Here is a 24,277-nt window from a genome sequence, read left to right as displayed (position 1 = left end):
GAGGGATTGACGGCATGTTTTACTGGCTGACGGAATATTCCGAGCATTTTCAGATCTTCAACCTGTTTCGATATCTCACGTTTCGAACCGGCGCCGCTCTGATCACGTCCGCTTTCATCGTGTTCCTGTTCGGGCCGCGTATCATCGCGGGCCTGCGCATCCGGCAGGGCAAGGGGCAGCCGATCCGTGCGGACGGACCGCAGACCCATTTCAAGAAGGCCGGCACACCGACGATGGGCGGGCTGATGATCCTGTCGGGCATCATCGGATCGACGCTGCTGTGGGGCAACCTGACCAGCGTCTATGTCTGGGTGGTCGTGCTGGTGACGCTCGGCTTCGGGCTGATCGGCTTCTACGACGACTATCTGAAGGTCACCAAGCAGAGCGACAAGGGCTTTTCGGGCCGCGCGCGTCTGGGGCTGGAATTCGTGATCGCGGGCATTGCGACCTACACGATCCTGCAGGCCGGCGACGCGCCGTTTTCATCAAGCCTGACCTTCCCATTCTTCAAGGACTGGATCATCAATCTCGGCTGGTTCTTCATTCCCTTCGGCGCGTTTGTCGTGGTCGGGGCCGGCAATGCCGTCAATCTTACCGACGGGCTGGACGGGCTTGCGATCGTGCCGATCATGATCGCCGCCGCCTCCTTCGGCGTGATCGCCTATCTGTCGGGCAACGCGATCTTCGCGGAGTATCTGCAGATCCATTTCGTGCCGGGCACGGGCGAACTTTCCGTGATCCTTGGCTCCGTGATCGGCGCAGGGCTCGGCTTCCTTTGGTTCAACGCGCCGCCGGCGGCGATCTTCATGGGCGACACGGGCTCGCTTGCTCTGGGCGGGCTGATCGGCACGGTTGCGGTCGCCACGAAGCACGAGATCGTCATGGGGATCATCGGCGGACTGTTCGTGGTCGAGGCGCTGTCGGTGATCATCCAGGTCGCCTATTTCAAGATGACCGGCCGGCGCGTCTTCCTGATGGCGCCGATACACCATCACTACGAGAAACTCGGCTGGACGGAGAGCCAGATCGTGATCCGTTTCTGGATCATCGCCGTGATCCTGGCTTTGATCGGCCTGTCGACGCTGAAGCTCAGATGATCCCCGTCACGACAGCCAAAGACCGGCGCATCGCCCTGTTCGGCCTCGGCGGGTCGGGCCTTTCGACGGCGCGCGCGCTGATCGCCGGCGGAGCGCGCCTGACCGCCTGGGACGACAATCCCGACGCGGTGGCACGGGCCCAGGCCGAGGGGATCGAGACCGGCGACCTGCGCGATCTTGACTGGAGCGCGCTCGACGGACTGGTGCTTGCGCCCGGCGTGCCCCTGACGCATCCGAAGCCGCACTGGTCGGTCGATCTCGCCGCGGCCGCCGGTGTCGAGGTCATCGGCGACGTGGAGCTTTTCTGCCGCGAGCGCCGCGTGCTGGCCCCGAAATCGCCTTTCGTCGCGATCACCGGGACCAACGGCAAATCGACGACCACGGCGCTGATCGCGCATATTTTGCGTGAAACCGGCCGCGACGTGCAGCTCGGAGGCAATATCGGCACGCCGATCCTCGATCTGGAGCCGCCGGCGCCGCATCGTTTCCATGTCGTCGAATGTTCGTCCTATCAGATTGATCTCGCACCTTCGCTCGACCCGAGCGTCGGGGTGCTGCTCAACCTGTCCCCGGACCATCTCGACCGGCATGGCAGCATGGAGAACTACGCCGCCATCAAGGCGCGGCTCTTGCAGGGCAGCGACTACGCGGTTTGCGGCATCGACGACGATTTCTGCCGGCGCATCGCCATCGGGTTGGAGCATGACGGCAAGATGGTCGAAAGCGTGTCGGTCAACGGCGGTGGCGGCTCGATCGACCTGTCCGGCGCGCCGTCGCTGCGCGGCGACCACAATCTGCAAAACGCGCTCGCCGCGGCGGCCGTCTGTCGGTCGTTCGGACTGTCGACCGACGAGATCACCGCAGGCCTGAACAGCTTTCCGGGGCTGGCGCATCGCATGCAGATCGTCGCCCGGCGGGGCCGAACGCTCTTCGTCAACGATTCCAAGGCGACGAACGCCGACGCGGCGGAGAAATCCCTGTCGAGCTTCGATGCGATCCACTGGGTTGCCGGCGGCCTGCCCAAGGAGGGCGGGATCGAGGCATTGCGGCCGCTGTTCGGGCGCATCGAGAAGGCCTATCTGATCGGCGAGGCCGCGCCGCAATTCGCTGCGACCCTGGGCGAGGCGACGCCCTACGAGATTTCCGGCACGCTGGACGCGGCGGTGGCCCATGCGGCGGCGGCGGCCGAACGCTCTTCCTCGCCGGAGCCGGTCGTGCTGCTGGCGCCCGCGGCGGCCAGTTTCGACCAGTTCCGGAACTTCGAAAAACGTGGTGAAGCCTTTGTTAATGCGGTCATGGCATTGATGGACGTTGAGCCTGTGATGGCCGGACAAACGGGGAGCGAAGCATAATGTACACGCGCAGCGACCGCAGCCCTGTCGCCGAATGGTGGTGGACGATCGACCGCTGGTTCCTGGCGGCCTTCATCATCCTGATAGGCTTTGGCGTCGTGTTGTCCTTTGCGGCGAGCCCCGCGGTGGCCGAACGCATCGACCTCGACACCTATCACTTCGTCAAGCGCCACGCGCTGTTCCTGGCGCCCGCGCTCGTCGTGATGATCGGCGTGTCGTTTCTCGACGCGCGCCAGATCCGCCGCCTTGCGTTGATCGTTCTGCTCATTTCCGTGGCGCTGATGGTCATGGCGCTGTTCTTCGGCACCGAGATCAAGGGATCGCGGCGCTGGGTGCGGCTCGCCGGCATGTCGCTGCAGCCGTCGGAATTCATGAAGCCGGCCTTCGTGATCTTGTGCGCATGGTTGTTCGCGGAATCGAAGCGCCGGCCGGAAATCCCCGGCAGCCTGATTGCGATGATCCTGTTCGGCGCCATGTCGGCCCTCTTGATCGCGCAGCCGGATCTCGGTCAGACGGTGCTGCTCGCCGGCACCTGGGGTGCGATGTTCTTCATCGCCGGCCTGTCCTGGCTGTGGATCATCGTGCTCGGCGGCGTCGCCGCCTCCGGCATGGTCGGCGCCTATTACGTGTTTCCGCATGTGGCGGGGCGCATCAACCGGTTCCTGACGGGCGAGGGCGACACCTGGCAGGTGGACCGCGCGCATGAGGCGATCGTGCGCGGCGGCTGGTTGGGCCAGGGTCCGGGCGAGGGGACGGTGAAACGCATCCTGCCGGACAGCCATACCGACTTCGTCTTCTCTGTCCTCGCGGAGGAATTCGGCATTCTCCTCTGCGCGGTGCTGGTCTCGGTCTTCGCCTTCATCGTGGTTCGCGCGCTGATCCGCGCGATGCACGACCAGGACCCGTTCCAGCGCTTCGCAGTCAGCGGGCTGGCGGTGCTGATCGGCTTTCAGTCGACGATCAACATTGCGGTCAATCTGCAACTGATGCCGGCCAAGGGCATGACGCTGCCCTTCGTGTCCTATGGCGGATCGTCGATGATCGCGGTCGCGCTCACGGCGGGCATGCTGCTGGCGCTCACGCGTCGCCGCCCCGAGAGCCGGGCCAGCCGCATCCGCTTCCATGCCGCGTCGCGGTTCCAGCCGGCGGCTTGAGGTGCATGCATGGAGACCTCGAAGGGCACGATCCTGATCTCGGCCGGCGGTACCGGCGGCCACCTGTTTCCGGCAGAGGCGCTCGCACATGAGCTGAAGGCGCGCGGATGGTCGGTGCCGCTGGCGACGGACGAGCGCGCGACGCGCTACGCCGACCGGTTCCCGGAAGACCGGCTGCACGTCATCCAGTCGGCGACGGTGTCGGGCAAGAACCCCGTGACCGTCGTACGGGCGCTGTGGAGCCTGTTCAAGGGCATGCGCCAGTCGAGCGCGCTTCTGAACGTCCTGAAGCCCAAGGCGGTGGTCGGCTTCGGCGGCTATCCGACGGTGCCGCCCCTGTGGTCGGCGGCGGGCGCGTTTCCGACCGTGATCCATGAACAGAACGCCGTGATGGGGCGCGCCAACAAGATGCTGGCGCGACGCATGACCGCGATTGCCGGCGGCTTCCTCAAGGCGGAAGGAGCGCTGGCCGACAGGATCGTCGAAACCGGCAATCCGGTCCGTCCGGCCGTGATCGCCGCGTCGCAGGCGCCTTATTTCGCGCCGGATCGGACCGGGCCGCTCAGGTTCGTAGTCTTCGGCGGCAGCCAGGGCGCGCGGTTCTTCTCCGACGCGGTGCCCGACGCGATCGCACAGCTTCCCGACGATTTGCGCGGACGGATCGAGATCACCCAACAGGCCAGGCCCGAGGACGAGGAGCGGGTCAGGGCGCGCTATGCGGAACTGGGCGTGACGGCCGACGTGTCGCCTTTCTTCTCCGACCTGCCGGCGCGGGTCGCCGCGGCACATCTGGTCATGTCGCGCTCTGGCGCGTCCACGGTTTCGGAAATCGCCGCGATCGGCCGGCCTGCGATCCTCGTGCCTTATCCGTATGCGCTGGATCACGACCAGGCGGCCAATGCCGCGGCGCTGGAGGCTGCGGGCGGCGCATTGGTGCGGCGCGAGCAGGATCTCGACGCGGCGAAAGTGTCCGGCCTCTTGGTCGAACTTCTCGCCGATCCGGACCGTCTGTCGGCCATGGCCGAGGCGGCGCGCAGGGCCGGCAAGCCCGAGGCCACCGCCTTGCTTGCCGATCTGGTAGAGGCTATTGCCTCGGGCCGGACAGCGGCCGAGTTCAAGGCCGGCTGAAATTCTAGACGCAGGACACTCGACATGAAGATGCCGCAGACGATCGGCCTTGTGCATTTCATCGGGATCGGCGGTATCGGCATGAGCGGCATCGCCGAAGTCCTGCACAATCTCGGCTATCGGGTGCAGGGGTCCGACCAGTCCGACAACGCCAATGTGCAGCGATTGCGCGCCAAGGGCATCGAGGTCTTTGTCGGTCACGAGGCCGAACATCTGGGCGACGCCGAAGTGGTCGTGGTGTCGACGGCGATCAGGCCTGACAACGCCGAGGTGGTCGCGGCACGCGAGCGCCTGCTGCCGATCGTGCGGCGCGCCGAAATGCTGGCGGAGATCATGCGCTTCCGCAACGCGGTGGCGATCGGCGGCACGCATGGCAAGACGACCACGACATCCATGGTGGCGACGCTTCTGGAAGCCGGCGGGCTGGACCCGACCGTGATCAATGGCGGCATCATCAACGCTTACGGCACGAATGCGCGGATGGGCGAGGGCGACTGGATGGTCGTGGAAGCCGACGAGAGCGACGGCACCTTCCTGAAACTGCCGGCCGACATCGCGGTCGTCACCAACATCGATCCCGAGCATCTCGATCATTACGGCTCCTTCGACAAGGTGCGAGAGGCCTTCGGGCAGTTCGTCGAAAACGTGCCCTTCTACGGCTTTGGCGTGATGTGCATCGACCATCCGGAGGTGCAGGCGCTGGTGTCGCGCATTACAGACCGGCGTGTCGTCACCTATGGCGAGAACCCGCAGGCCGACGTGCGCTTCTCCAACCATCACATGGACGGCGCGACCTCGGTCTTCGACGTGACGATCCGCGACCGCAAGACCGGCACTGTGACCGAGATTCGCGACCTGCGGCTGCCGATGCCCGGCCATCACAATGTCTCCAACGCGACCGCCGCGATTTCGGTGGCACATGAACTCGGCATGGATGCCGACGGCATCAAGCGGGGCCTCGGCGCCTTCGGCGGGGTGAAACGCCGCTTCACCGCGACCGGAACCTGGAACGGCGTGCGCATCTTCGACGACTATGGCCACCATCCGGTCGAGATCCGGGCGGTGCTGCGGGCGGCGCGGGATGCTGCCGGCGAGGGGCGTGTGATCGCTATCATGCAGCCGCATCGCTACACCCGCCTGCGCGACCTGTTCGACGATTTTGCCTCCTGTTTCAATGACGCCGAGACGGTCCTGATCGCGCCGGTCTATCCGGCCGGCGAGAAGCCGATCGAGGGCGTGGGCTCGGCTGAACTCGTCTCGCGGATGAAGGCGGGCGGACACCGCGACGCGCGGCTCATCGAAGGGCCGGAGGCAATCGCTCAGACGATCCGCGACACGGCTCAGCCCGGAGATTTCGTCATCTTCCTCGGTGCCGGCAACATCACCCAGTGGGCTTATGCCCTGCCCGGCGAACTTGGCGGCGAGCCGGTTTCATGACGGCGATCGACGGCGAGGCGCTTCTGGAGAGACTGTCCGGCAGCTTGGACGGGATTCGTGGGCGATTGGCGCCGAATGCGCCGATGGACCAGATCACCTGGTTTCGCGCCGGCGGACCGGCGGAATTGCTGTTCCAACCGGCCGACGAGGACGATCTCTCCGCGTTTCTGAAGGCGCTGCCGGAGGATGTTCCGGTGATGGTTGTGGGGGTCGGCTCCAATCTGCTGGTGCGCGACGGGGGCATTCCCGGCGTCGTGATCCGGCTTTCGGCGAAGGGTTTCGGCCAGGCTGACGTCGTGTCGCCGACGCGCATTCGTGCCGGCGCGGCGATCCCCGACAAGCGGCTGGCTGCGGTGGCATTGGAAGCCGGCATTGGCGGGTTTCATTTCTACCACGGCATCCCGGGCGGCATCGGCGGCGCGTTGCGCATGAATGCCGGCGCCAATGGCGTCGAAACACGTAACCGCGTGCTCGAGGTGCATGCCATCGACCGGCAGGGCGAGCGGCATGTGCTGACCAATGATGCGATGGGCTATTCCTATCGTCATTCCGGCGCCGCGAAGGATCTGATCTTCACCGGGGCGCTGTTCGAGGGCGCGCCGGCGGATCGCGACGAGATCCGGGCAGCCATGGACGCGGTCCAGCATCATCGCGAGACGGTGCAGCCGGTGAAGGAAAAGACCGGTGGCTCGACCTTCAAGAACCCGGAGGGGACGTCGGCCTGGAAAGAGGTCGACAAGGCCGGCTGTCGCGGGCTGATGATCGGCGGGGCGCAGATGAGCCCGATGCACTGCAATTTCATGATCAACACCGGCACGGCGACCAGCCATGACCTGGAGACGTTGGGCGAGACGGTGCGCGCACGGGTGATGGAAACTTCCGGCATCCGGCTCGAATGGGAGATCAAGCGCATCGGACTGTTCAGGCCGGGGCAGGAGGTCCAGACGTTCCTCGGGCGGATGCTGTAGGCGGCATCGACCAACTGCCGACTGAAATTCATGGCGCCGCGTGTCGAAATCGGGCATAGCGCGGCAATGACCGACACGATCCACACGCTTCGCCGTCCAGAACGGCCGCAGGATACGTCTGTCCCCATGGGCTGGGGCGGGCATCTGCGCGCGACGTTGAAGCTTGGCGGGCCACTTGTCGGGTCGCAGATCGGTCTGACGCTCATCAACACGACCGACACCGTGATGCTCGGTTGGTATTCGATCGAGGCGCTTGCGGCCGCCGTGCTGGCGACGCCGATGTTCTTCACCGTGATGATATTCGGTTCGGGTTTCAGCCAGGCAGTGATGCCGATTGCCGCGCAGGCGGAAGGCCGTGGCGACACAAGAGGCGTGCGCCGCGCAGTGCGCATGGGGCTCTGGGTCGCGATCGCCTATTCGGCGCTGGTCATGGCGCTTCTCTGGTTCACCGAGGACATCCTGCTGGCGCTGGGCCAGGACCCGGGCGTCGCCGCGCCCGCTGGCGACTACATGCGTATCGCCCAATGGGCGATGCTGCCGACACTGGTCGCACAGGGGCTGAGGGCGTTCCTGTCGGCGGTGGAGAGGCCGCGGGTCATTTTCTGGTCGACGGTCGCCGGCGCGATTTTGAACGCCGGGCTCAACTGGGCCTTGATCTTCGGCAATTGGGGCGCCCCGGAAATGGGCGTGCGTGGCGCGGCGATCGCGTCGCTCGGCACGACCGTGCTGACCCTCGCTGTCCTCGTCGCCTATGTGCGCTTCGACCGGAAGGCGTCTGAATACGAGGTTTTCGCGCGCTTCTGGCGCCCGGACTGGCCGGATCTGCGCGAGGTGCTGCGCTTGGGCCTGCCGATTTCGATCATGATTCTGGCCGAAGTCGGCATGTTCGTCGTCTCGTCGATCCTGATGGGTTGGATCGGTGTGGCTGCGCTTGCCGCGCATGGCATCGCCATGCAGATCACGTCGATCGCCTTCATGGTGCCGCTCGGCATGTCGCAGGCGGCGACCGTGCGGGTCGGACGCGCCCATGGCAGAGGCGACGCCATGGCCCTCAACCGGGCCGCAGGTTCGGCGCTTGCGATCTGTCTGGTCTTCGCCTCGATGAGCGGGGTCCTGTTCTGGGTCCTGCCAGAATTCCTGATCTCCCTGTTTCTCGACAATGCGGAGCCGCAGGCGCCGCGGGTCATCGCCTATGCCGTGCCGCTGCTGATGGTTGCTGCCGCCTTCCAGCTTCTCGACAGCGCCCAGGCGGTCGGCGCCGGGCTGCTGCGCGGACTGAAAGACACGCGCGTGCCGATGCTGCTTGCGATCGCGAGCTATTGGGGCGTCGGCTTTCCGATGGCTTATGGTCTCGCGTTTATCGCAGGCCTCGGCGGCGTCGGCGTCTGGAGCGGTCTGGCTGCCGGTCTTGGCCTGGCTGCCGTGTCGCTGAACGGCCGTTTCATGCTGTTGCGGCCGAAGCCACAGAGCTGACCGCCGGCGCGTTTTTGTGCGCTGGCGCTTGTCAGCGAATCAAAGCTCTGATTCTTTTCACCCAGTTCCTTGGTCGACTGATTCGGGCGCCGTTCGCGCCCAGCCGCGTTCGTGTCACGTCAATGTGCGAGCCGGTGCGGGTGGGTCTTGGTTTTCGATCCTGGCGTTCGGGTGAAAGGGTAGTGCAGCATGAGCGGAAGTCAGCACAAGCATGTCGCGGTACTGATGGGCGGATTCTCGTCCGAACGTCCTGTCAGCCTGATGTCGGGAACGGCTTGTGCGGATGAACTGGAACGCTGCGGCTACCAGGTGACCCGTCTGGATGTCGGGCACGACGTGGCCCAACAGCTGGCCGAAATTCGGCCGGACGTTGCGTTCAATGCGCTGCACGGCCCGTTCGGCGAGGACGGAAGGATCCAGGGAATCCTGGAATATCTGCAGATCCCCTACACGCATTCCGGCGTGTTGGCGGCAGCGGTGACGATGGACAAGGAAATCGCCAAGCGCGTGGCGAAGACGCACGGCATCCCCGTGGCGGAATCCAAGGTCATGGACCGGCACGACTTCACCTCGACGCATCCGATGAAGCCGCCTTACGTGGTCAAGCCCGTGGCGGAAGGGTCCAGTTTCGGCGTCGTGATCGTCAAGGAGGATCAGGCGCATCCGCCCCAGATCCTCACGTCTCCCGACTGGAAATATGGCGATCGGGTGATGGTGGAACGCTACGTTCACGGTCGCGAACTGACCTGCGCGGTGATGGGCGACGTGGCGCTGGGCGTCACCGAGATCATCCCGCAGGGACACCAGTTCTACGACTACGATTCCAAATATGTTGCAGGTGGATCAAATCATGTCTGTCCGGCGGAAATTTCACCAAAAATTAACCAAACGATAACCAAGCTGGCCCTCAAAGCGCATCAGGCTTTTGGGTGTCGGGGCGTTACCCGTTCTGACTTCCGTTACGACGACCGGTTCTCCGAAAATGGCGAAGTCGTCTGGCTGGAAATCAACACCCAACCGGGGATGACGGCGACGTCGCTGGTTCCCGAACTGGCCGCTTATGCCGGGCATTCCTTCGGGGAGCTCTTGAGTTGGATGGTGGAGGACGCATCTTGTTTGCGTTGAAGAGAAAAAGCAGGGAAAGCACCCGCACCGCGCGAGACGGCGGCGTCGTGCTGCCGCGCGTTCTGCGGCGTCCTGCCCGCTTCTTCTCCAAGGTCTTCGCCGGCGACATTGTCATTCCGCGCTATGTCGAAGGCGCCGGGCTCGCATCCATCTTCGCGGCGACTGCGCTTTACGGCTCGGTCGTCGGCGGGCAATTCGGCTCGGCCGCGAATCAGGTGACGGCTTTTCTGGGTCTCGCGGTCTCCGAGGTCGAAATCTCCGGTCAGGTGAACACCTCCGAAGTCGCCGTCATTTCGGCACTCGGCATCGACGAATCGTCGTCACTTGCCACCGTCAACGTTCGCGCGGCCCGCACCGCGCTGCAGGGCTTGCCCTGGGTGAAGGCGGCGCAGGTGCGCAAGGTCTATCCCGGCAAGCTGGAGATCAGCATCACCGAGCGCGAGGCCTTCGCCATCTGGCAGACGGGCGAGACCCTCTCGCTGATCGAGCGCGACGGCCGTGTGATCGGGGCCTATGCCGGCGTCGGCTTCAACACGCTTCCGCTGGTTGTCGGACCGGGGGCGGGCGAAGCCGCTGCGCCCTTCATGGAGCGGCTGGCCGCCTATCCGGATTTCGCGACGCAGGTGAAAGCACTCATCCATATCGGCGAGCGGCGCTGGGATGTCCGGCTCGCCAGCGGGATCACCGTCAAGCTGCCGGCCGACAATCCCGGACAGGCTGTGGAACGGCTCCTCGCCATGGACGCGGAAACGCAGATCCTGTCGCGCGACATCGCGTCGATCGATCTGCGCCTGTCCGATCGCACGACCGTGGCCCTGACCGAAAACGCGATGGCGCGGCGCGAAGCCGTCCTGAAGGCGCGCGACAAGGCCATCAAGGCCGCAAGGCGGAGCAGCATCTGATGCCGTCAAAGTCCCGCGCTCCCGAACAGAAGAAGGCCCGACGGTCCACCGTCGTCACGGTGCTGGATATCGGCAGCACGAAGACCGTGTGCGTGATCGCGCGCATGGTGCCGTGCGAAGCAGGACAATACCTGCATGGCCGCACCCATGCGCCGGAGGTGATCGGCATCGGCCACACCAAGTCGCATGGCGTGAAATCCGGCCTGATCAACGATCTGGAAGCAGCCGAACAATCCGTCCGCCAGGCGGTGGATGCGGCCGAGCGCATGGCGGGCCTGACCGTCGATTCGATGATCGTCAATGTCAGCGCGGGGCGGCTGTCCAGCCATATCTCCAGTGCATCGATCGAGCTCGACGAGGATCGCCCGATTTCGCGGTCGGACATCCAGAAGGTGCTGAAGGCCGGTGTCGCGCGGGCGGGGAACGTCGATCGCACGGTTCTGCACATGCTGCCTGTCGATCACATGCTCGACGGCGAGCGCGGGATTGTCGATCCGCGCGGCATGATCGGGCGCGAATTGTCGCTGAACCTGCATGTGCTTACGGCCGACGCCGCGCCGCTGCGCAATATTGAGATGTGCGTGAACCGGGCTCACTTGAGCGTCGAGGCGATGGTCGCGACGCCCTATGCGAGCGGGTTGTCCGCGCTGGTGGACGACGAACTCGATCTGGGTTGCGCCTGCGTCGACATGGGCGGCGGGACGACCTCGGTCGCCATCTTCGCCGACCGGGCGTTCATTCACGCCGATTCCATTCCTATCGGCGGTCATCATGTGACGATGGACATCGCGCGCGGATTTTCCTGCCGGCTGGACGTCGCGGAGCGGCTGAAGGTGATGCAGGGCTCGGCTCTGGCGACGCCTGCCGACGAGAGAGACGTCATTCAGGTGCCGGCGATCGGCGACGACGACATGACCCAGGCGACGCAAGTGCCGCGCAGCCTCCTGAACCGCATCATCGCGGCGCGGGTGGAGGAGACGCTGGAGATACTGCGCGACCGGATCAACAAGTCAGGCTATTCGAGCGTGGTCGGCAAGCGGGTGGTGCTCACCGGCGGCGCAGCGCAACTGACCGGGCTTCCGGAACTGGCGCGGCGTATCCTCGGGCGCAATGTGCGCATCGGACGGCCGCTCGGCGTCAGCGGTCTGCCGACGGCGACCAAGGGGCCGGCTTTCGCGGCGGTTGCCGGGCTGATGATCTATCCGCAGGTGGCCGAGAACGACCACAGCTCGATGAAATTCGCACATCCGTTCCGGTTGGCGGGAACGGGAACCGACGGCCCTCTCGGGCGCGTCACGCAATGGTTGAAAGACAGTTTTTAGTTTCGGGGAAACTGCGGGCGACGCCCGCAAGCGGGTGTGGCGGCGCATCCGGCATCAGAAAGGATGGACATAATGACGATCAATCTCAAAAAGCCGGATATCACTGAGCTGAAGCCGCGCATCACGGTATTCGGTGTCGGGGGCGGCGGCGGCAACGCGGTCAACAACATGATCAACGCCGGTCTGCAGGGCGTCGATTTCGTGGTCGCCAACACCGACGCGCAGGCCCTGTCGATGAACAAGGCGGAACGCATCATCCAGCTCGGCCTCGGTGTCACCGAGGGACTGGGCGCGGGATCGCAGCCCGACATCGGCCGCTCCGCGGCCGAAGAGTGCATCGACGAGATCGTCGACCACCTGAACAGCACGCATATGTGCTTCGTGACCGCCGGCATGGGCGGCGGCACGGGCACGGGCGCCGCACCGGTGGTGGCACGCGCCGCGCGCGAAAAAGGCATCCTGACCGTCGGCGTCGTCACCAAGCCGTTCGACTTCGAAGGCCAGCGCCGCATGCGCACCGCCGAAGCCGGCATCGAGGAACTGCAGAAGAACGTCGATACGCTGATCGTCATTCCCAACCAGAACCTGTTCCGCATCGCGAACGACAAGACGACCTTCGCCGACGCCTTCGGCATGGCCGACCAGGTTCTCTATTCCGGCGTTGCCTGCATCACCGACCTGATGGTCAAGGAAGGCCTGATCAACCTCGACTTCGCCGACGTCCGCTCGGTGATGCGCGAGATGGGCAAGGCGATGATGGGCACCGGCGAAGCCTCCGGCGAAGGACGCGCGATGACCGCTGCCGAAGCCGCGATCGCCAATCCGCTGCTCGACGAGACCTCGATGAAGGGCGCGCAGGGCCTGCTGATCTCGATCACCGGCGGCCGCGACATGACCCTGTTCGAGGTCGACGAGGCGGCGACCCGCATTCGCGAGGAAGTCGATCAGGACGCCAACATCATCCTCGGCGCCACCTTCGACGAGACGCTGGAAGGCATCATCCGCGTTTCGGTCGTGGCGACCGGCATCGAGACCCAGCCGGGTGTCGCCGTCCGTCCGGACACCGAACTGCGCGCCAAGCCGCGTCCGGCTGCTCCGACCATCGCGCCGCGTCCCGCCGCAGCGCCCGCATCGGCGACGACCTCGTCGCTGACGCCTTCGGCCGTCGCTCCGGCAGCGGCCCCGGCTCCGGCCCCCAAGGCGTCTTCGCCCGATCCGATCTTCTCCGATGACGAGATGAGTGACGTGATCCGCGAAACCGAGCGCGACATGGCCGCCTTCGAGGAAAAGGTCGCTGCGAGCGGCGGATCGTCGGCCCCGACCTTCGCGCCGAAGAGCCGGCTGTTCACGTCGGCGCAGCAGCCGATGCGTGCAGCGCCGGCCACTGCTCCGATCGCTCGCGAGCGTGCGCCCCAGCCCGAGCCGATCCAGCGGGAGCCCGTGCAGCGCGAGCCGGTGATGCGTGAACCGATCGAGCGTGAAGCGCCGGTGCGCGAAGTGTCGCGCATGCCGCGCGTCGAGGACTTCCCGCCGATGGTGCAGGCCGAGATGGAATCGGCCGCGACCACGCGTTCGCACGCGGCAGAGGACGACGAGCGTGGCCCGCTCGGTCTCCTGAAGCGGCTGACGCATGGATTGTCGCGCGAGGAGAAGGCGGCTGCTTCGCCGAAGCTGCAGCCGGCCGACCACGACCTGGAACGCCGCCCGGCCGAGCCGCGCCGTGCGCTCTCGCAGGACGCCCAGCTCTATGCGCCGCGAAAGGGACAACTGGATGATCACGGCCGCCGGTCCGCGCATGCGCCGGCTTCCGCGGAAGACGATCACCTGGAAATTCCGGCCTTCCTGCGCCGTCAGGCAAACTGATTGCCGAAGGCTGTAACAAACGGTGAAGGGAGGTCGGCGAGAGCCGGCCTCCTGTTTTTTTAAATATTTGTAAATAAAAGCTTTTTAGCCGGAGGGCCGGCCGACCCCTCGGTAACAGTCGGTAAAAAAGCGTGATTTGGCCCCGGTGGCGACTCGCGGATATTGTCCTGCGAAGAGGGGTGAGCCGGGTCGAATCATTTCATTCGGGCCAGGTTGTGTGCAAGTCCGCCGCAAACGATTTCAGGGTTGCGCAAGCGGGCATATCGATGGGGACCAATGTTGTTGGGATACCAAGCCACGCTCTGTGAAAAGGCGACACTGTCCGGCATTGCCGTTCACAGCGGTGAACAGGTCTCGATCACGCTTCTCCCCGCACCGCCCGACACTGGGGTGAAATTCAGGCGAATTTATGAAGACGGCTCTGTCGCGGAGTTCTCCGCGGTTGCCGCCCAGGTCGGCGCGACCGACCTCTGCACCATGCTGGGTGATCCCGCAGGTGCGCATGTTGCGACGATCGAACACATCATGGCTGCCTTCTGGGCAACGGGTCTCGACAATGTGATCGTCGAGATCGACGGCAACGAAGTGCCGGTGATGGACGGCTCGAGCCAGGTTTTCATCGAGGCGATCGACGCGGCCGGGATTTCTCGCCACGCCGTGAAGCGGCGTTATGTGCGGGTCAAGAAGACCGTGCGCGTGGAGATCGGCGGTTCCTGGGCTGAGTTTCGTCCGCATCCGGGTACGCGGTTCGAGGTCGTCATCGATTTTGACAGCCCGCTGATCGGACGGCAGGAATTCAAGGCCGACATCGACGGCGACGTGTTCCGCACGGAACTGGCCAATGCCCGCACCTTCGGCTTCATGAAGGATGTGGAGCGCCTGTGGGCCTCTGGTCACGCGCTGGGTTCGTCGCTCGACAATTCGGTGGTCATCAGCGACGAGCACACGGTGATCAATCCGGAAGGACTGCGCCACAGCGACGAATTCGTTCGTCACAAGACGTTGGACGCCGTTGGCGATCTGGCGCTTGCTGGCGCGCAGTTCATCGGCTGCTACGCTTCTTATCGCGGCGGGCACCGCCTCAATGCAACGGCGTTGAAGGCATTGCTCATCGATCGCAGCGCCTATGACATTGTCGAGACACCGGAACGGCGCGAGCGCGTGTTTTCGGGTGATTTCGTCGCGGTCGCGGCTGCGCAGGGCCCGATGCACGCGCCCTGGATCCTCTGAGGACGACCTTCGTTTTCGACCGCTAAGGGATCGCTGCGGCGAACGCGGCAGCGGATGATTGACGTCGCGCCACAAAATCGCGACATTCCGGTCGCACGGCGTTGCTGGTTACCGCGTGACTCGGTAAGGGACGGCGTCGCGTCCGGCTAACGAGCCGTGCGCGGTCAGGACGGGAACTGAAAGAATGGCGATGTTGATTGTTGGAACTGCTGCGCGAACCGGCCGGATGGTCCTCCAACTCGCCAGTGTGGCGGTGTGCGCCGGACTGCTCGGCGCCTGCGCCGGCAAGGACAAGGGCGTCGACCTTCAAGCCTATGTGGACACGATCGAGCCCGCCGACGTTCTCTACAATCAGGCGCTGGCGAACATGGAGCAGGGACGCCTGCGCGAGGCAGCGAAGAAATTCGAGGCCGTCGACCGTCAGCATCCCTATTCGGAATACGCCCGCAAGGCCAATGTGATGGGGGCCTTCACCTCCTACAAGCTCGGCAATTTCGATGACGCGATCCAGGCCGCGCGGCGCTTCGTCAATCTCTATCCGACCGATGAAGACGCGGCTTATGCGCAGTACATCATCGGCCTGTCCTACTACGCCCAGATACCGGAAGTGACCCGCGACCAGCGCGACACGAAGCTGGCCCTGCAGAACTTCAACGAACTGATCGAGCGCTATCCCGATTCGATCTATGTCGAAGACGCCAGGACCAAGATGCGCGCGGCACGCGACCAGTTGGCCGGCAAGGAAATGCAGATCGGGCGCTACTATCTGGAGCGTCGCGAGTATCCTGGCGCGCTCAACCGTTTCCGCACGGTCGTGCAGGACTACGCCAACACCCGTCATGTTGAAGAAGCCTTGGCCCGCCTCGTCGAGACTTACATGGCCATGGGGCTCGTCTCGGAGGCCCAGACAGCGGCAGCGGTGCTCGGCCACAACTTCCCCGACAGCCAGTGGTACTCGGATTCCTATGCGTTGCTGCAATCCGGCGGAGTGCAGCCGCGTGAAAACAAGGGTTCCTGGATTTCGCGCGCAGGCCGGGGCATCTTCGGAAGCTAAGGCTTCCGGCCACGGGATTTTGACCGATCATGCTGTCGCAGCTCTCGATTCGCGATATCGTTCTGATCGAGACGCTGGACATCGATTTTTCCAAGGGACTGTCGGTACTGACCGGCGAGACGGGGGCGGGCAAGTCCATCCTGCTCGACGCGCTGTCGCTTGCGCTCGGCGCGCGGGGTGACGCCTCTCTCGTGCGCCATGGCGCCAAGCACGGCCAGGTGATAGCCATGTTCGATCTGGCGCCTGCCCATCCGGTGCGTCAGGCGCTGGAGGAGGCCGGCATCGACGCGGATCCGGGCGAGCCGGTCATTCTGCGGCGCATGCAGGCCCAAGACGGACGCACACGCGGATTTGTGAACGACCAGCCGGCGAGCGCGGGCCTGTTGCGCACGATCGGTCACGCCCTCGTGGAAATCCACGGACAGCATGACGACCGCGCCCTGGTCGATGCCTCCACTCATCGCGAATTGCTCGACGCCTTTGGCGGGCTGAAGAACGAAGTCGCGCATGTCGGGACGCTGCATCGCGCGTGGCGGGCGGCCGAAAGGGCGTTCGCCGATCATCGCGCGCGCGTCGAGGAAACGGCGCGCGAGGCGGACTATCTGCGCGCCGCTCATGAAGAACTTTCCGCGATGGCGCCGGAAGGCGGCGAGGAAGAGAGCCTGGCTGAAAAGCGTGCACAGATGATGCGCGCCGAGAAGATTGCGGGCGATCTCAACGAGGCGCATGACGTGCTTTCGGGGCAGGCGTCGCCAGTGCCGCATATCGCCAGCCTGTTGCGCCGGCTGGAGCGCAAGGCAGCGGATGCGCCGGGCCTGCTGGAAGAGGTGAACGCGGCGTTGGGCGCGGCGCTCGACCATCTGGCCGACGCGCAGTCGCGCATCGAAATTGCGGTCAATACGAGCGAATTCGACGCGCGGGAGCTGGAGGCCATCGAGGAGCGCTTGTTCGCGCTGCGCGCGGCGTCGCGCAAATACAATGTCGCGGTCGACGAGCTCCCTGCGCTCGCCGTCAGTTTCGCCGACCAGCTGGCCGATCTGGATGCGGGGGAAAGCCGGCTCGCCGTACTGGAGAAGGCGGCCAGCGAGGCGCGCGATCTCTATGATCGGGCCGCCGCGGGCCTGTCGAACGCACGCCAGACCACACGCGGCGATCTGGTCGCCGCGGTGATGGCGGAACTTCCGGACCTGAAGCTCGAACGCGCGGAATTCATCGTCGAGATGGAGAGCGACGCCGAGCAGCGTTCGGAAGACGGCGTCGATCGGATCGAGTTCTGGGTACGTACCAATCCCGGAACGCGGGCCGGCCCGATGATGAAGGTCGCGTCCGGTGGCGAGCTCTCGCGTTTCCTGCTGGCGCTGAAAGTGGCGCTGGCCGACCGGGGCTCGGCGCCCACGCTTGTTTTCGACGAGATCGACACGGGGGTCGGCGGGGCGGTCGCCGACGCGATCGGTGCACGCCTGGCGCGGCTTGCCGGGACGGTCCAGGTTCTCTCCGTCACCCATGCGCCACAGGTCGCTGCGCGCGCCGACACCCATTTCCTGATCGCCAAGCAGGCGTCCGGGGGCGAACAGCTTGCCACCTCTATCGCCAGCATGGGCGTGGACGAGCGGCGCGAGGAGATCGCGCGCATGCTGGCTGGCGCGACGATCACCGACGAAGCGCGGGCGGCAGCGGCGCGATTGCTCGAGGCGGGCTGACGGTCCGTCAGCAGGACGCAATATCCGGGTTGTTGCCGGCGCGTTTGTCGCTATTTTCGCCGCTGACGAATATCCGGATCGTGCCATGGCCAGCCAGACCCTCATTCCCGTTGTAGACCTCACCGAAGCACAGGCTGTGGCCGAGCTCGCGCGGCTTGCCGAAGAGATAGCCGGTCATGATCTGCGCTATCATCGCGAGGACGCGCCGGTCATCTCGGATGCCGACTATGACGCGCTGAAGCGGCGCAACCTTGCCATCGAAGCCCGCTTTCCATATCTCAAGCGCGCCGATTCGCCGAGCGAGACGGTCGGCGCGGCGGTGTCGGAGAAGTTCGAGAAGATCCGTCATCGGGTGCCGATGCTGTCGCTCGACAACGCATTTTCCGACGACGACGTCCGCGATTTCGCGGCGCGGATCCGGCGCTTCCTGAAGCTTGGCGAAGAGACGCCGCTGCGGCTGACCGCCGAACCGAAGATCGACGGACTGTCACTGTCGCTGCGTTACGAGGATGGCGAACTGGTGCATGCCGCGACGCGCGGCGACGGCGCGACTGGCGAGAACGTGACCGCCAATGCGAAGACGATCGCGGACATTCCGCACAGGCTGAACGGCCAGCCGCCTGCGGTTATGGAGGTGCGCGGCGAGGTCTACATGACCAAGCAGGATTTCGCCGAACTGAACGCCCGGCAGGAAGCGGCCGGCAAGCAGACCTATGTCAATCCGCGCAACACGGCAGCCGGTTCGCTGCGGCAGCTCGATGCCTCGATCACGGCGGCGCGTCCGCTGAAGTTCTTCGCCTATGCCTGGGGCGAAGTGTCAGAAATGCCGGCGGACACGCAGATGGGCATGGTTCGGGCGTTTGCGGATTTCGGTTTTGAAATCAATCCGTTGATGGCAGTTCATGACAGAATTGAGAAACTGCTTGAACATTACCACGACATCGAGATGCAGCGTGGCGAACTCGCCTATGACATCGACGGCGTCGTCTACAAGGTCGATGACCTGAAGCTGCAGGAGCGGCTCGGATTCGTGTCGCGGTCGCCGCGCTGGGCGATCGCACACAAGTTCCCCGCCGAGAAGGCGATGACGACACTGGAGGCCATCGACATCCAGGTCGGCCGTACCGGCGCGATTACGCCGGTGGCTCGGTTGGAGGCGGTGACTGTCGGTGGTGTCGTTGTCGAAAATGCGACGCTGCACAATGCCGAGGAGATCGAGCGGCTGGGGGTGATGATCGGCGACACGGTGATCGTGCAGCGTGCCGGCGACGTCATTCCGCAGGTGCTTGGGTTCGTCGAGGAGAAGCGGCCGGCCGACGCGCAGGCCTTCGAGTTTCCGACCGTCTGCCCGTGCGACCTGAAGACGCCGATCATGCGCGAATTGAACGCCAGCGGCGAGGAGAGCGTGGTGCGGCGCTGCTCGGGCGAATTCGCCTGCCCGTTCCAGCGCAAGGAGCATCTGAAGCACTTCGTCTCTCGGCGCGCTTTCGACATTGAGGGGCTTGGCGACAAGCAGATCGAGTATTTCTTCGACGACGAGGGCGGGCTGGAGATCAGGACGCCGGCGGACATCTTCACGCTGGCGGAGCGGGACAAGGGCGCGCTTGCCAAGCTGAAGAACCGCGACGGCTATGGCGAGGTCTCGGCGCAGAAGCTTTTCGACGCCATCGAGGAGCGGCGGACGATCCCGCTGGAGCGGCTGATCTATGCGCTCGGCATTCGTCATGTCGGCGAATCGACGGCGCGTACGCTGGCGCGATCCTACGGCACCTGGGCGGCCTTCGAAACGGTGGCGCTGAAGATCGCGGAGGGCGACGAGGCGGCGCGAGAGGAGATGGACGCGCTGGAAGACATCGGCGACGCGGTGATCGACTCGCTCGCACGCTATTTCAACGAACCGCACAATCGGGCGATGGTCGAGGCGCTGGTCGGGCAGCTCACCGTCGAGGAGGCGGAGAGGCCTGCGACCGACACCGCGCTCTCGGGAAAGACGATCGTCTTCACCGGCTCGCTGGAGCGCATGTCGCGCGACGAGGCCAAGGCAATGGCGGAACGCTTCGGCGCAAAGGCGTCGGGTTCGGTGTCGAAGAAGACCGATCTTGTCGTCGCCGGGCCGGGGGCGGGCTCCAAGCTCGCCAAGGCGCAGGAATTCGGGATCGAGGTGATCGACGAGGACGAGTGGTTCCGCCGCGTGGAGGCGCTGTAGCCGGGCGCGGTTTGTCCCCGTGACAATTCTCCCCGTGACGCGTCAGCATCGTTGACCTATACCGCGCGCGGAGCGATCACCATGAATGCGAGACGGGACATCATCGAGGGTATCCGAGCGGCCACGCCCGGGATGCTGGCGGCGACGCCGTTCGGATTGCTGTTCGGCGCGCTCGCGGTCGACAATGGCTTCACGGTCGGCGAGGCCGTTTTGATGAGTGCGACGGTGTTCGCGGGCGCCAGCCAGATGGTGGGCATCGACCTGTTCGGCGACCGCGTCGCGCCCTGGCTGATCGTCCTTTCGATCTTCGCTGTGAATTTCCGCCACGTTCTCTATTCGGCGGCGATGAGCCGGCACATGCGTGGCTGGTCGACGCTGCAGCGCTATCTCGGCTTCTTCGTTCTCATCGATCCGCATTACGCGGAGACGGAGAAGCGCGCGGAGACGGGCAGGCCGATCACCTTCGTCTGGTTCATCACCGGCGGCGTCGCGTTCTACATCATGTGGGTCGTCGAAGGGTGGCTTGGCGCGGTCTTCGGTCGGCTGGTCGAAAATCCGGCCGCCTATGGGGTCGATTTCCTGTTGCCGATCTATTTCCTCGGCCTCGTCATGGGCTTCCGCAAGCGGGCGAACTGGTTGCCGGTCGTCATCGCCAGCGCTGCCGCGTCCATCGCCGCCTACGCGCTGGTTGGCTCGCCCTGGCATGTCTCCCTCGGGGCGCTGGCAGGCATCGTCGTCGCGGCGGTGATCGGCGCCCCGGCAGCGCCTGCCGAGGAAGGATAGTCCGATGGAACTTTCGACCACGGCCTGGATCGTTCTCGCGGCAGCGCTCGCAACCTATCTGACCCGCATCGGCGGGCATGTGGTGCTGTCGCGCTTCAAGCGCATTCATCCGCGAGTGCAGGCGGCGCTCGACGCCGTGCCGGCGGCGGTTCTGACCACGCTGGTCGCACCCGCTGCCGTGTTCAGCGGCCCGGCCGAAATCGCCACGATCATCGTTGCGGTCGTTGCGACCTTCTACCTGCCCGCCATGGCCGTGTTCGCGCTCGGATGGGCGGCCATTCTGGCATTCCGCGCGCTCATCGGCTGAGCGGCGCGGTCATTCCTTCCAGCCAGGCCGAGACATCGGCGTCATCGACCAGGGGGCCGACTTCTTCGCGCACCCGCGCGTGATAGGCGTTCAGCCAGTCGAGTTCAGCGTCGCTCAGCAGCGGTACCTCGATGAGGCGGCGGTCGATCGGGCAGAGCGTCAGCGTTTCGAAGTCGTGCATCGCGATCTCGCCGCCTTCCGGCGTTTCGGCCGGACGCACCATGACGAGGTTCTCGATGCGAATGCCGTGCGAGCCGGCCTTGTAGTAGCCGGGCTCATTGGAGACGATCATGCCGGGCAGGAGGGTCTGCATGCCGCGTCGCGAAATCGTCTGCGGGCCTTCATGCACGCCGAGGAACGAGCCGACGCCATGGCCGGTGCCATGGGCATAGTCGAGGCCTGCCTGCCAGAGCGCGCTGCGGGCGAATGCGTCGATATCGACGCCGCGCGTGCCTTTCGGAAATCGGGCCATGGAGATCGCGATCATGCCCTTCAGGACGAGCGTGAAATGACGCCGATGCTCCGACGAGGGCTCGCCCAACGGAATGACGCGGGTGATGTCGGTGGTTCCGTCGTGATACTGGCCGCCTGAATCGACCAGCAGCAGTTCTCCGGAGTGGAGCTTGCGGTTGGTCTTCTCGGTGACGCGATAATGGATGACGGCGCCGTTCGGACCGGAACCGCAGATCGTGTCGAAAGAGATGTCGGCCAGGTCCATGCCGAGCCGCTCGCCAGTCTTTGCGCGGAAATCCTCGAGGGCCGTGACGACCGCGATCTCGTCGAGCGTTTCCGGTCCTTGCGCGTCGAGCCATGCGAGAAAGGCTGCCAGCGCGGCGCCGTCACGACGCTGGGCGTTGCGGGCGCCGGCCTGTTCGGCCGTGTTCTTGCAGGCGCGTGGCAGGCGTACGGGATCCGGCGCCTCGACCAGAGCCGCACCGGACTGCCGCAGCGTATCGGCGATGGCGCGAGCGGTGAGGCCGGGGTCGATCATTACCTTCAGCCCGGCTTCGCCCAACGCCTTCAGCCCGTCCTCGAACTCGGATGGCGGGCGGAGCGTGGCAAGCTGGGTCAGATAGGCTTCCGTGCGCACGGGAAGCTTGCGCTTGTCGATGAAGAGCGTCGGCTCCCCCTCGACGGGCAGAACCGCAAAGGCAAGCGCCAACGGGGTGTGGGAGACGTCGCCGCCGCGGATGTTGAACAGCCAGCAGATGGATGCGGGATCGGTCATCACAAGCGCGTCGGCCTGTTTTTCCTTCACCGCATCGGTGATCCTTCCCGTCTTGTCGCGGGCGGTTTCGCCTGCATAGTCGAGCGGGTGGATCGTCACCGTTTCCAGCGGCGGCGCCGGCAGGTCGTTGCGGATGGCGTCCACGAGATTGCGATCCACGGCGACGAGTTCGGCTTTTGCGGCCTCACAGACCTCTGAAAGCCTGTCTGCCCCGTCGACCGTGTGGAGCCACGGATCGAAGCCGATGCGCATGCCGGGCCGCAGATGCTCGGCCAGCCAGTCATGGGGCGGCGTCGCGATCATGTCTTCGGGCGTGAAGACCTCCGGATCGGTCTGGGCACGCAACTGCAGCGTATAGCGGCCATCGGTGAACACATGGGCAGCGTCCATCAGGATGATCGCGCTTCCGGCCGATCCGGTGAAGCCGGTCAGCCAGGCGAGCCGTTCGGCGCGTTCCGGCAGATACTCGTTTTGATGTTCGTCGGCGTGGGGCACCAGGAACGCGTCGAGACCGTCGGCCGGCATGCGCGCGCGCAATGCGGTCACCCGCGCCCTGCCTGAAGACGGGTCGCTCTTTTCGGAGAATTTCTGAAACATCAATGCGCCTTTGCTGCCCTGTTCCGCGCCGGACGTTAAGCGCCGGCCGGTGAGGGATCAATCCGCGCCGGCCGAGAATCGATGCCTATTGCAGTGCAGCAATCCATTTCGCATATGCGAAAGACGCATGGCTGCCCTGCGACATTGGTCGTAGTCAATCCGCATGACCATCCGCATATTTGGTGCATCGGTATCACCGGGTAAGATTCAGGAGACCAGATATGACCGTCAAATCGAAAAAGGGCATGCTTCACAATGCCTTTGACGCAATGGTCAACGCTCGCGCACGCCAGGCTTCGTCCTATGTCAACGGTGCACTTTTGATGCTCGACGACGACACGCTGAAGTCCTATGGCTACGACCGCAAGCAGCTTCGCCGCAAGCCGACGGCTTTCTATCCGTTCTAGGTTCGCGCGCTGCGCCATTGAGATTGGGGGCGGTCCTTCGGGGCCGCCCTTTGTCGTTTCAGTGGCCCTCGAGGTGCAGGGTGACCCATTCGTCGCGCCACAGGGTGCGCCGATGGAAGAGACCGGCCTGCCGGAAGGCCGCGAGCACCTTCCAGCGTTGAGTCGCCAGGATGCCCGAAAGAACGACGCGTCCGCCCGGAGCCAGATTGTCCGCGATCTTCGGCGCCATGCGCATCAGCGGTCGTGCCAGGATGTTGGCGACGATCAGGTCGAAGGGGCCTTCCTCGACGAAGGCGCGATGGCTGAACCCGGTCGCCGTCTCGAAACGGATGACACCGGTTTCGCCGTTGAGGCGGGCATTGGCCTTCGCCACGCGGGTCGCCACCGGATCGATATCGGTGGCGAGCACCGGGCAGTGGGCGCGTTTTGCAAGCGCGATCGCCAGCACGCCGCTGCCGGTGCCGAGATCGAGCGCGTTGGCGGGCTGCCGCGCGGCGATGAGCTGCTCCAGGACGATCAGGCAGCCGGCCGTGGTGCCGTGGTGGCCCGTGCCGAAGGCCTGGCCGGCCTCGATCTCGAGGGCGATGTCGTTGGCGCGCACGGCGTCGCGGTCATGGCTTCCATGGACCAGGAAGCGCCCGGCGCGCACCGGTTTCAGCCCCTCCAGCGATTTGGCCACCCAATCGATTTCCGGCAGCACTTCGCGGCCGATGTCCAGGCCGAAGCCGTCCGAGCCGAGGCACGACGCGATCCTGTCCTCGACGGCGGCGATGTCTTCGTCCTCCCCGTCCACGTAGACCGAGACCTCGTAGAGCAGTGCCGCCTCGTCGATTTCCATGTTGGCGAGGGCGAGGCCGTCTTCCTCGAACTCCTGTTCCAGGAGCGCGAAGATACGGTCCGCTTCATTCTTTTGGGCGGAGAGGTGAAGGCGGGTTTGCGGCATG

Annotated in this window: 20 protein-coding genes; 18 read left to right on the top strand and 2 right to left on the bottom strand. The window is 65.0% G+C overall.

Features of this window, described 5'->3' with window-relative positions:
- Nucleotides 1–14 precede the first annotated feature (14 nt).
- The 17 genes from mraY (at nt 15) to MRY80_RS04265 (ending at nt 21,101) form a co-directional block, all read left to right on the top strand.
- On the top strand, nt 15–1,097 hold the full coding sequence (gene mraY, locus MRY80_RS04345; RefSeq protein WP_293288431.1) for a phospho-N-acetylmuramoyl-pentapeptide-transferase: 1,083 nt from the start codon (nt 15–17) through the stop codon (nt 1,095–1,097).
- A complete protein-coding gene (gene murD, locus MRY80_RS04340; RefSeq protein ID WP_293288430.1) occupies nt 1,094–2,449 on the top strand; it encodes a UDP-N-acetylmuramoyl-L-alanine--D-glutamate ligase in 1,356 nt (451 codons plus the stop codon). The genes mraY and murD overlap by 4 nt, the downstream gene beginning before the upstream one ends.
- Entirely contained in the window at nt 2,449–3,603 is a 1,155-nt protein-coding gene (ftsW, locus tag MRY80_RS04335; protein WP_293288429.1) for a putative lipid II flippase FtsW, read from the top strand. The genes murD and ftsW overlap by 1 nt, the downstream gene beginning before the upstream one ends.
- Before the next feature lie 9 nt (nt 3,604–3,612).
- A complete protein-coding gene (gene murG / locus MRY80_RS04330; RefSeq protein WP_293288428.1) occupies nt 3,613–4,731 on the top strand; it encodes an undecaprenyldiphospho-muramoylpentapeptide beta-N-acetylglucosaminyltransferase in 1,119 nt (372 codons plus the stop codon).
- Between the two features lie 24 nt (nt 4,732–4,755).
- Nucleotides 4,756–6,168, top strand: a complete 1,413-nt coding sequence (gene murC, locus MRY80_RS04325; RefSeq protein WP_293288426.1) for a UDP-N-acetylmuramate--L-alanine ligase — start codon at nt 4,756–4,758, stop codon at nt 6,166–6,168.
- The gene (murB, locus tag MRY80_RS04320; RefSeq protein ID WP_293288424.1) at nt 6,165–7,136 is read left to right on the top strand and encodes a UDP-N-acetylmuramate dehydrogenase; all 972 of its coding nucleotides are present in this window, start codon (nt 6,165–6,167) and stop codon (nt 7,134–7,136) included. The genes murC and murB overlap by 4 nt, the downstream gene beginning before the upstream one ends.
- Nucleotides 7,137–7,262: 126 nt before the next feature.
- Nucleotides 7,263–8,609 carry an MATE family efflux transporter gene (locus MRY80_RS04315; protein ID WP_293289598.1) on the top strand — a complete coding sequence of 449 codons (1,347 nt, stop codon included), beginning with the start codon at nt 7,263–7,265 and terminating at the stop codon, nt 8,607–8,609.
- 189 nt (nt 8,610–8,798) lie between these two features.
- Complete coding sequence (locus tag MRY80_RS04310) at nt 8,799–9,734, top strand: D-alanine--D-alanine ligase (RefSeq protein WP_293288423.1); 936 nt, start codon at nt 8,799–8,801, stop codon at nt 9,732–9,734.
- Nucleotides 9,731–10,636, top strand: coding sequence for a cell division protein FtsQ/DivIB (locus tag MRY80_RS04305; RefSeq protein ID WP_293288421.1), 906 nt, complete (start codon nt 9,731–9,733; stop codon nt 10,634–10,636). The genes MRY80_RS04310 and MRY80_RS04305 overlap by 4 nt, the downstream gene beginning before the upstream one ends.
- On the top strand, nt 10,636–11,958 hold the full coding sequence (gene ftsA / locus MRY80_RS04300) for a cell division protein FtsA (RefSeq protein ID WP_293288419.1): 1,323 nt from the start codon (nt 10,636–10,638) through the stop codon (nt 11,956–11,958). The genes MRY80_RS04305 and ftsA overlap by 1 nt, the downstream gene beginning before the upstream one ends.
- Before the next feature lie 72 nt (nt 11,959–12,030).
- A complete protein-coding gene (gene ftsZ, locus MRY80_RS04295) occupies nt 12,031–13,821 on the top strand; it encodes a cell division protein FtsZ (protein WP_293288417.1) in 1,791 nt (596 codons plus the stop codon).
- Nucleotides 13,822–14,097: 276 nt separating this feature from the next.
- The gene (gene lpxC, locus MRY80_RS04290; protein ID WP_293288415.1) at nt 14,098–15,051 is read left to right on the top strand and encodes a UDP-3-O-acyl-N-acetylglucosamine deacetylase; all 954 of its coding nucleotides are present in this window, start codon (nt 14,098–14,100) and stop codon (nt 15,049–15,051) included.
- Nucleotides 15,052–15,235: 184 nt separating this feature from the next.
- Nucleotides 15,236–16,105, top strand: a complete 870-nt coding sequence (locus MRY80_RS04285; RefSeq protein ID WP_293288413.1) for an outer membrane protein assembly factor BamD — start codon at nt 15,236–15,238, stop codon at nt 16,103–16,105.
- Nucleotides 16,106–16,134: 29 nt separating this feature from the next.
- Nucleotides 16,135–17,805, top strand: coding sequence for a DNA repair protein RecN (gene recN / locus MRY80_RS04280; protein WP_293288411.1), 1,671 nt, complete (start codon nt 16,135–16,137; stop codon nt 17,803–17,805).
- 85 nt (nt 17,806–17,890) lie between these two features.
- Nucleotides 17,891–20,011, top strand: coding sequence for an NAD-dependent DNA ligase LigA (ligA, locus tag MRY80_RS04275; RefSeq protein ID WP_293288409.1), 2,121 nt, complete (start codon nt 17,891–17,893; stop codon nt 20,009–20,011).
- 81 nt (nt 20,012–20,092) lie between these two features.
- A complete protein-coding gene (locus MRY80_RS04270) occupies nt 20,093–20,794 on the top strand; it encodes an AzlC family ABC transporter permease (protein ID WP_293288407.1) in 702 nt (233 codons plus the stop codon).
- A 4-nt stretch (nt 20,795–20,798) separates the two neighbouring features.
- Nucleotides 20,799–21,101, top strand: coding sequence for an AzlD domain-containing protein (locus MRY80_RS04265; RefSeq protein ID WP_293288405.1), 303 nt, complete (start codon nt 20,799–20,801; stop codon nt 21,099–21,101).
- Here the strand turns inward: MRY80_RS04265 and MRY80_RS04260 are convergent.
- Complete coding sequence (locus MRY80_RS04260) at nt 21,091–22,926, bottom strand: aminopeptidase P family protein (RefSeq protein WP_293288403.1); 1,836 nt, start codon at nt 22,924–22,926, stop codon at nt 21,091–21,093. The two genes, MRY80_RS04265 and MRY80_RS04260, sit on opposite strands and share 11 nt — an antisense overlap.
- Nucleotides 22,927–23,147: 221 nt before the next feature.
- On the opposite strand from MRY80_RS04260, the gene MRY80_RS04255 reads away from it, so the two are divergent.
- Nucleotides 23,148–23,333 (top strand): hypothetical protein, encoded by a 186-nt coding sequence (locus MRY80_RS04255; RefSeq protein WP_293288401.1) that lies wholly within the window; start codon nt 23,148–23,150, stop codon nt 23,331–23,333.
- A gap of 58 nt (nt 23,334–23,391) precedes the next feature.
- Here the strand turns inward: MRY80_RS04255 and MRY80_RS04250 are convergent, their stop codons facing one another.
- Nucleotides 23,392–24,276 (bottom strand): 50S ribosomal protein L11 methyltransferase, encoded by an 885-nt coding sequence (locus tag MRY80_RS04250; protein ID WP_293288399.1) that lies wholly within the window; start codon nt 24,274–24,276, stop codon nt 23,392–23,394.
- Nucleotide 24,277 lies beyond the last annotated feature (1 nt).

Origin of the sequence: Oricola sp. (assembly GCF_022763245.1) — a bacterium.
Lineage (GTDB): Bacteria > Pseudomonadota > Alphaproteobacteria > Rhizobiales > Rhizobiaceae > Oricola.
Note: the sequence above shows the minus strand (reverse complement) of the source record. Positions and strands in the feature narration are given on the sequence as shown.

What these genes read in the sequence shown, in the direction of transcription:
- murB (WP_293288424.1), top strand. Translation starts at nt 6,165, where the DNA reads ATGACGGCGATCGACGGCGAGGCGCTTCTGGAGAGACTGTCCGGCAGC.
- MRY80_RS04265 (WP_293288405.1), top strand. Translation starts at nt 20,799, where the DNA reads ATGGAACTTTCGACCACGGCCTGGATCGTTCTCGCGGCAGCGCTCGCA.
- lpxC (WP_293288415.1), top strand. Translation starts at nt 14,098, where the DNA reads ATGTTGTTGGGATACCAAGCCACGCTCTGTGAAAAGGCGACACTGTCC.
- murG (WP_293288428.1), top strand. Translation starts at nt 3,613, where the DNA reads ATGGAGACCTCGAAGGGCACGATCCTGATCTCGGCCGGCGGTACCGGC.
- ligA (WP_293288409.1), top strand. Translation starts at nt 17,891, where the DNA reads ATGGCCAGCCAGACCCTCATTCCCGTTGTAGACCTCACCGAAGCACAG.
- MRY80_RS04260 (WP_293288403.1), bottom strand. Translation starts at nt 22,926, where the DNA reads ATGTTTCAGAAATTCTCCGAAAAGAGCGACCCGTCTTCAGGCAGGGCG.
- MRY80_RS04255 (WP_293288401.1), top strand. Translation starts at nt 23,148, where the DNA reads ATGACCGTCAAATCGAAAAAGGGCATGCTTCACAATGCCTTTGACGCA.
- MRY80_RS04310 (WP_293288423.1), top strand. Translation starts at nt 8,799, where the DNA reads ATGAGCGGAAGTCAGCACAAGCATGTCGCGGTACTGATGGGCGGATTC.
- MRY80_RS04270 (WP_293288407.1), top strand. Translation starts at nt 20,093, where the DNA reads ATGAATGCGAGACGGGACATCATCGAGGGTATCCGAGCGGCCACGCCC.
- recN (WP_293288411.1), top strand. Translation starts at nt 16,135, where the DNA reads ATGCTGTCGCAGCTCTCGATTCGCGATATCGTTCTGATCGAGACGCTG.
- MRY80_RS04285 (WP_293288413.1), top strand. Translation starts at nt 15,236, where the DNA reads ATGGCGATGTTGATTGTTGGAACTGCTGCGCGAACCGGCCGGATGGTC.
- MRY80_RS04250 (WP_293288399.1), bottom strand. Translation starts at nt 24,276, where the DNA reads ATGCCGCAAACCCGCCTTCACCTCTCCGCCCAAAAGAATGAAGCGGAC.
- MRY80_RS04315 (WP_293289598.1), top strand. Translation starts at nt 7,263, where the DNA reads ATGGGCTGGGGCGGGCATCTGCGCGCGACGTTGAAGCTTGGCGGGCCA.
- murC (WP_293288426.1), top strand. Translation starts at nt 4,756, where the DNA reads ATGAAGATGCCGCAGACGATCGGCCTTGTGCATTTCATCGGGATCGGC.
- murD (WP_293288430.1), top strand. Translation starts at nt 1,094, where the DNA reads ATGATCCCCGTCACGACAGCCAAAGACCGGCGCATCGCCCTGTTCGGC.
- ftsA (WP_293288419.1), top strand. Translation starts at nt 10,636, where the DNA reads ATGCCGTCAAAGTCCCGCGCTCCCGAACAGAAGAAGGCCCGACGGTCC.
- mraY (WP_293288431.1), top strand. Translation starts at nt 15, where the DNA reads ATGTTTTACTGGCTGACGGAATATTCCGAGCATTTTCAGATCTTCAAC.
- ftsZ (WP_293288417.1), top strand. Translation starts at nt 12,031, where the DNA reads ATGACGATCAATCTCAAAAAGCCGGATATCACTGAGCTGAAGCCGCGC.
- ftsW (WP_293288429.1), top strand. Translation starts at nt 2,449, where the DNA reads ATGTACACGCGCAGCGACCGCAGCCCTGTCGCCGAATGGTGGTGGACG.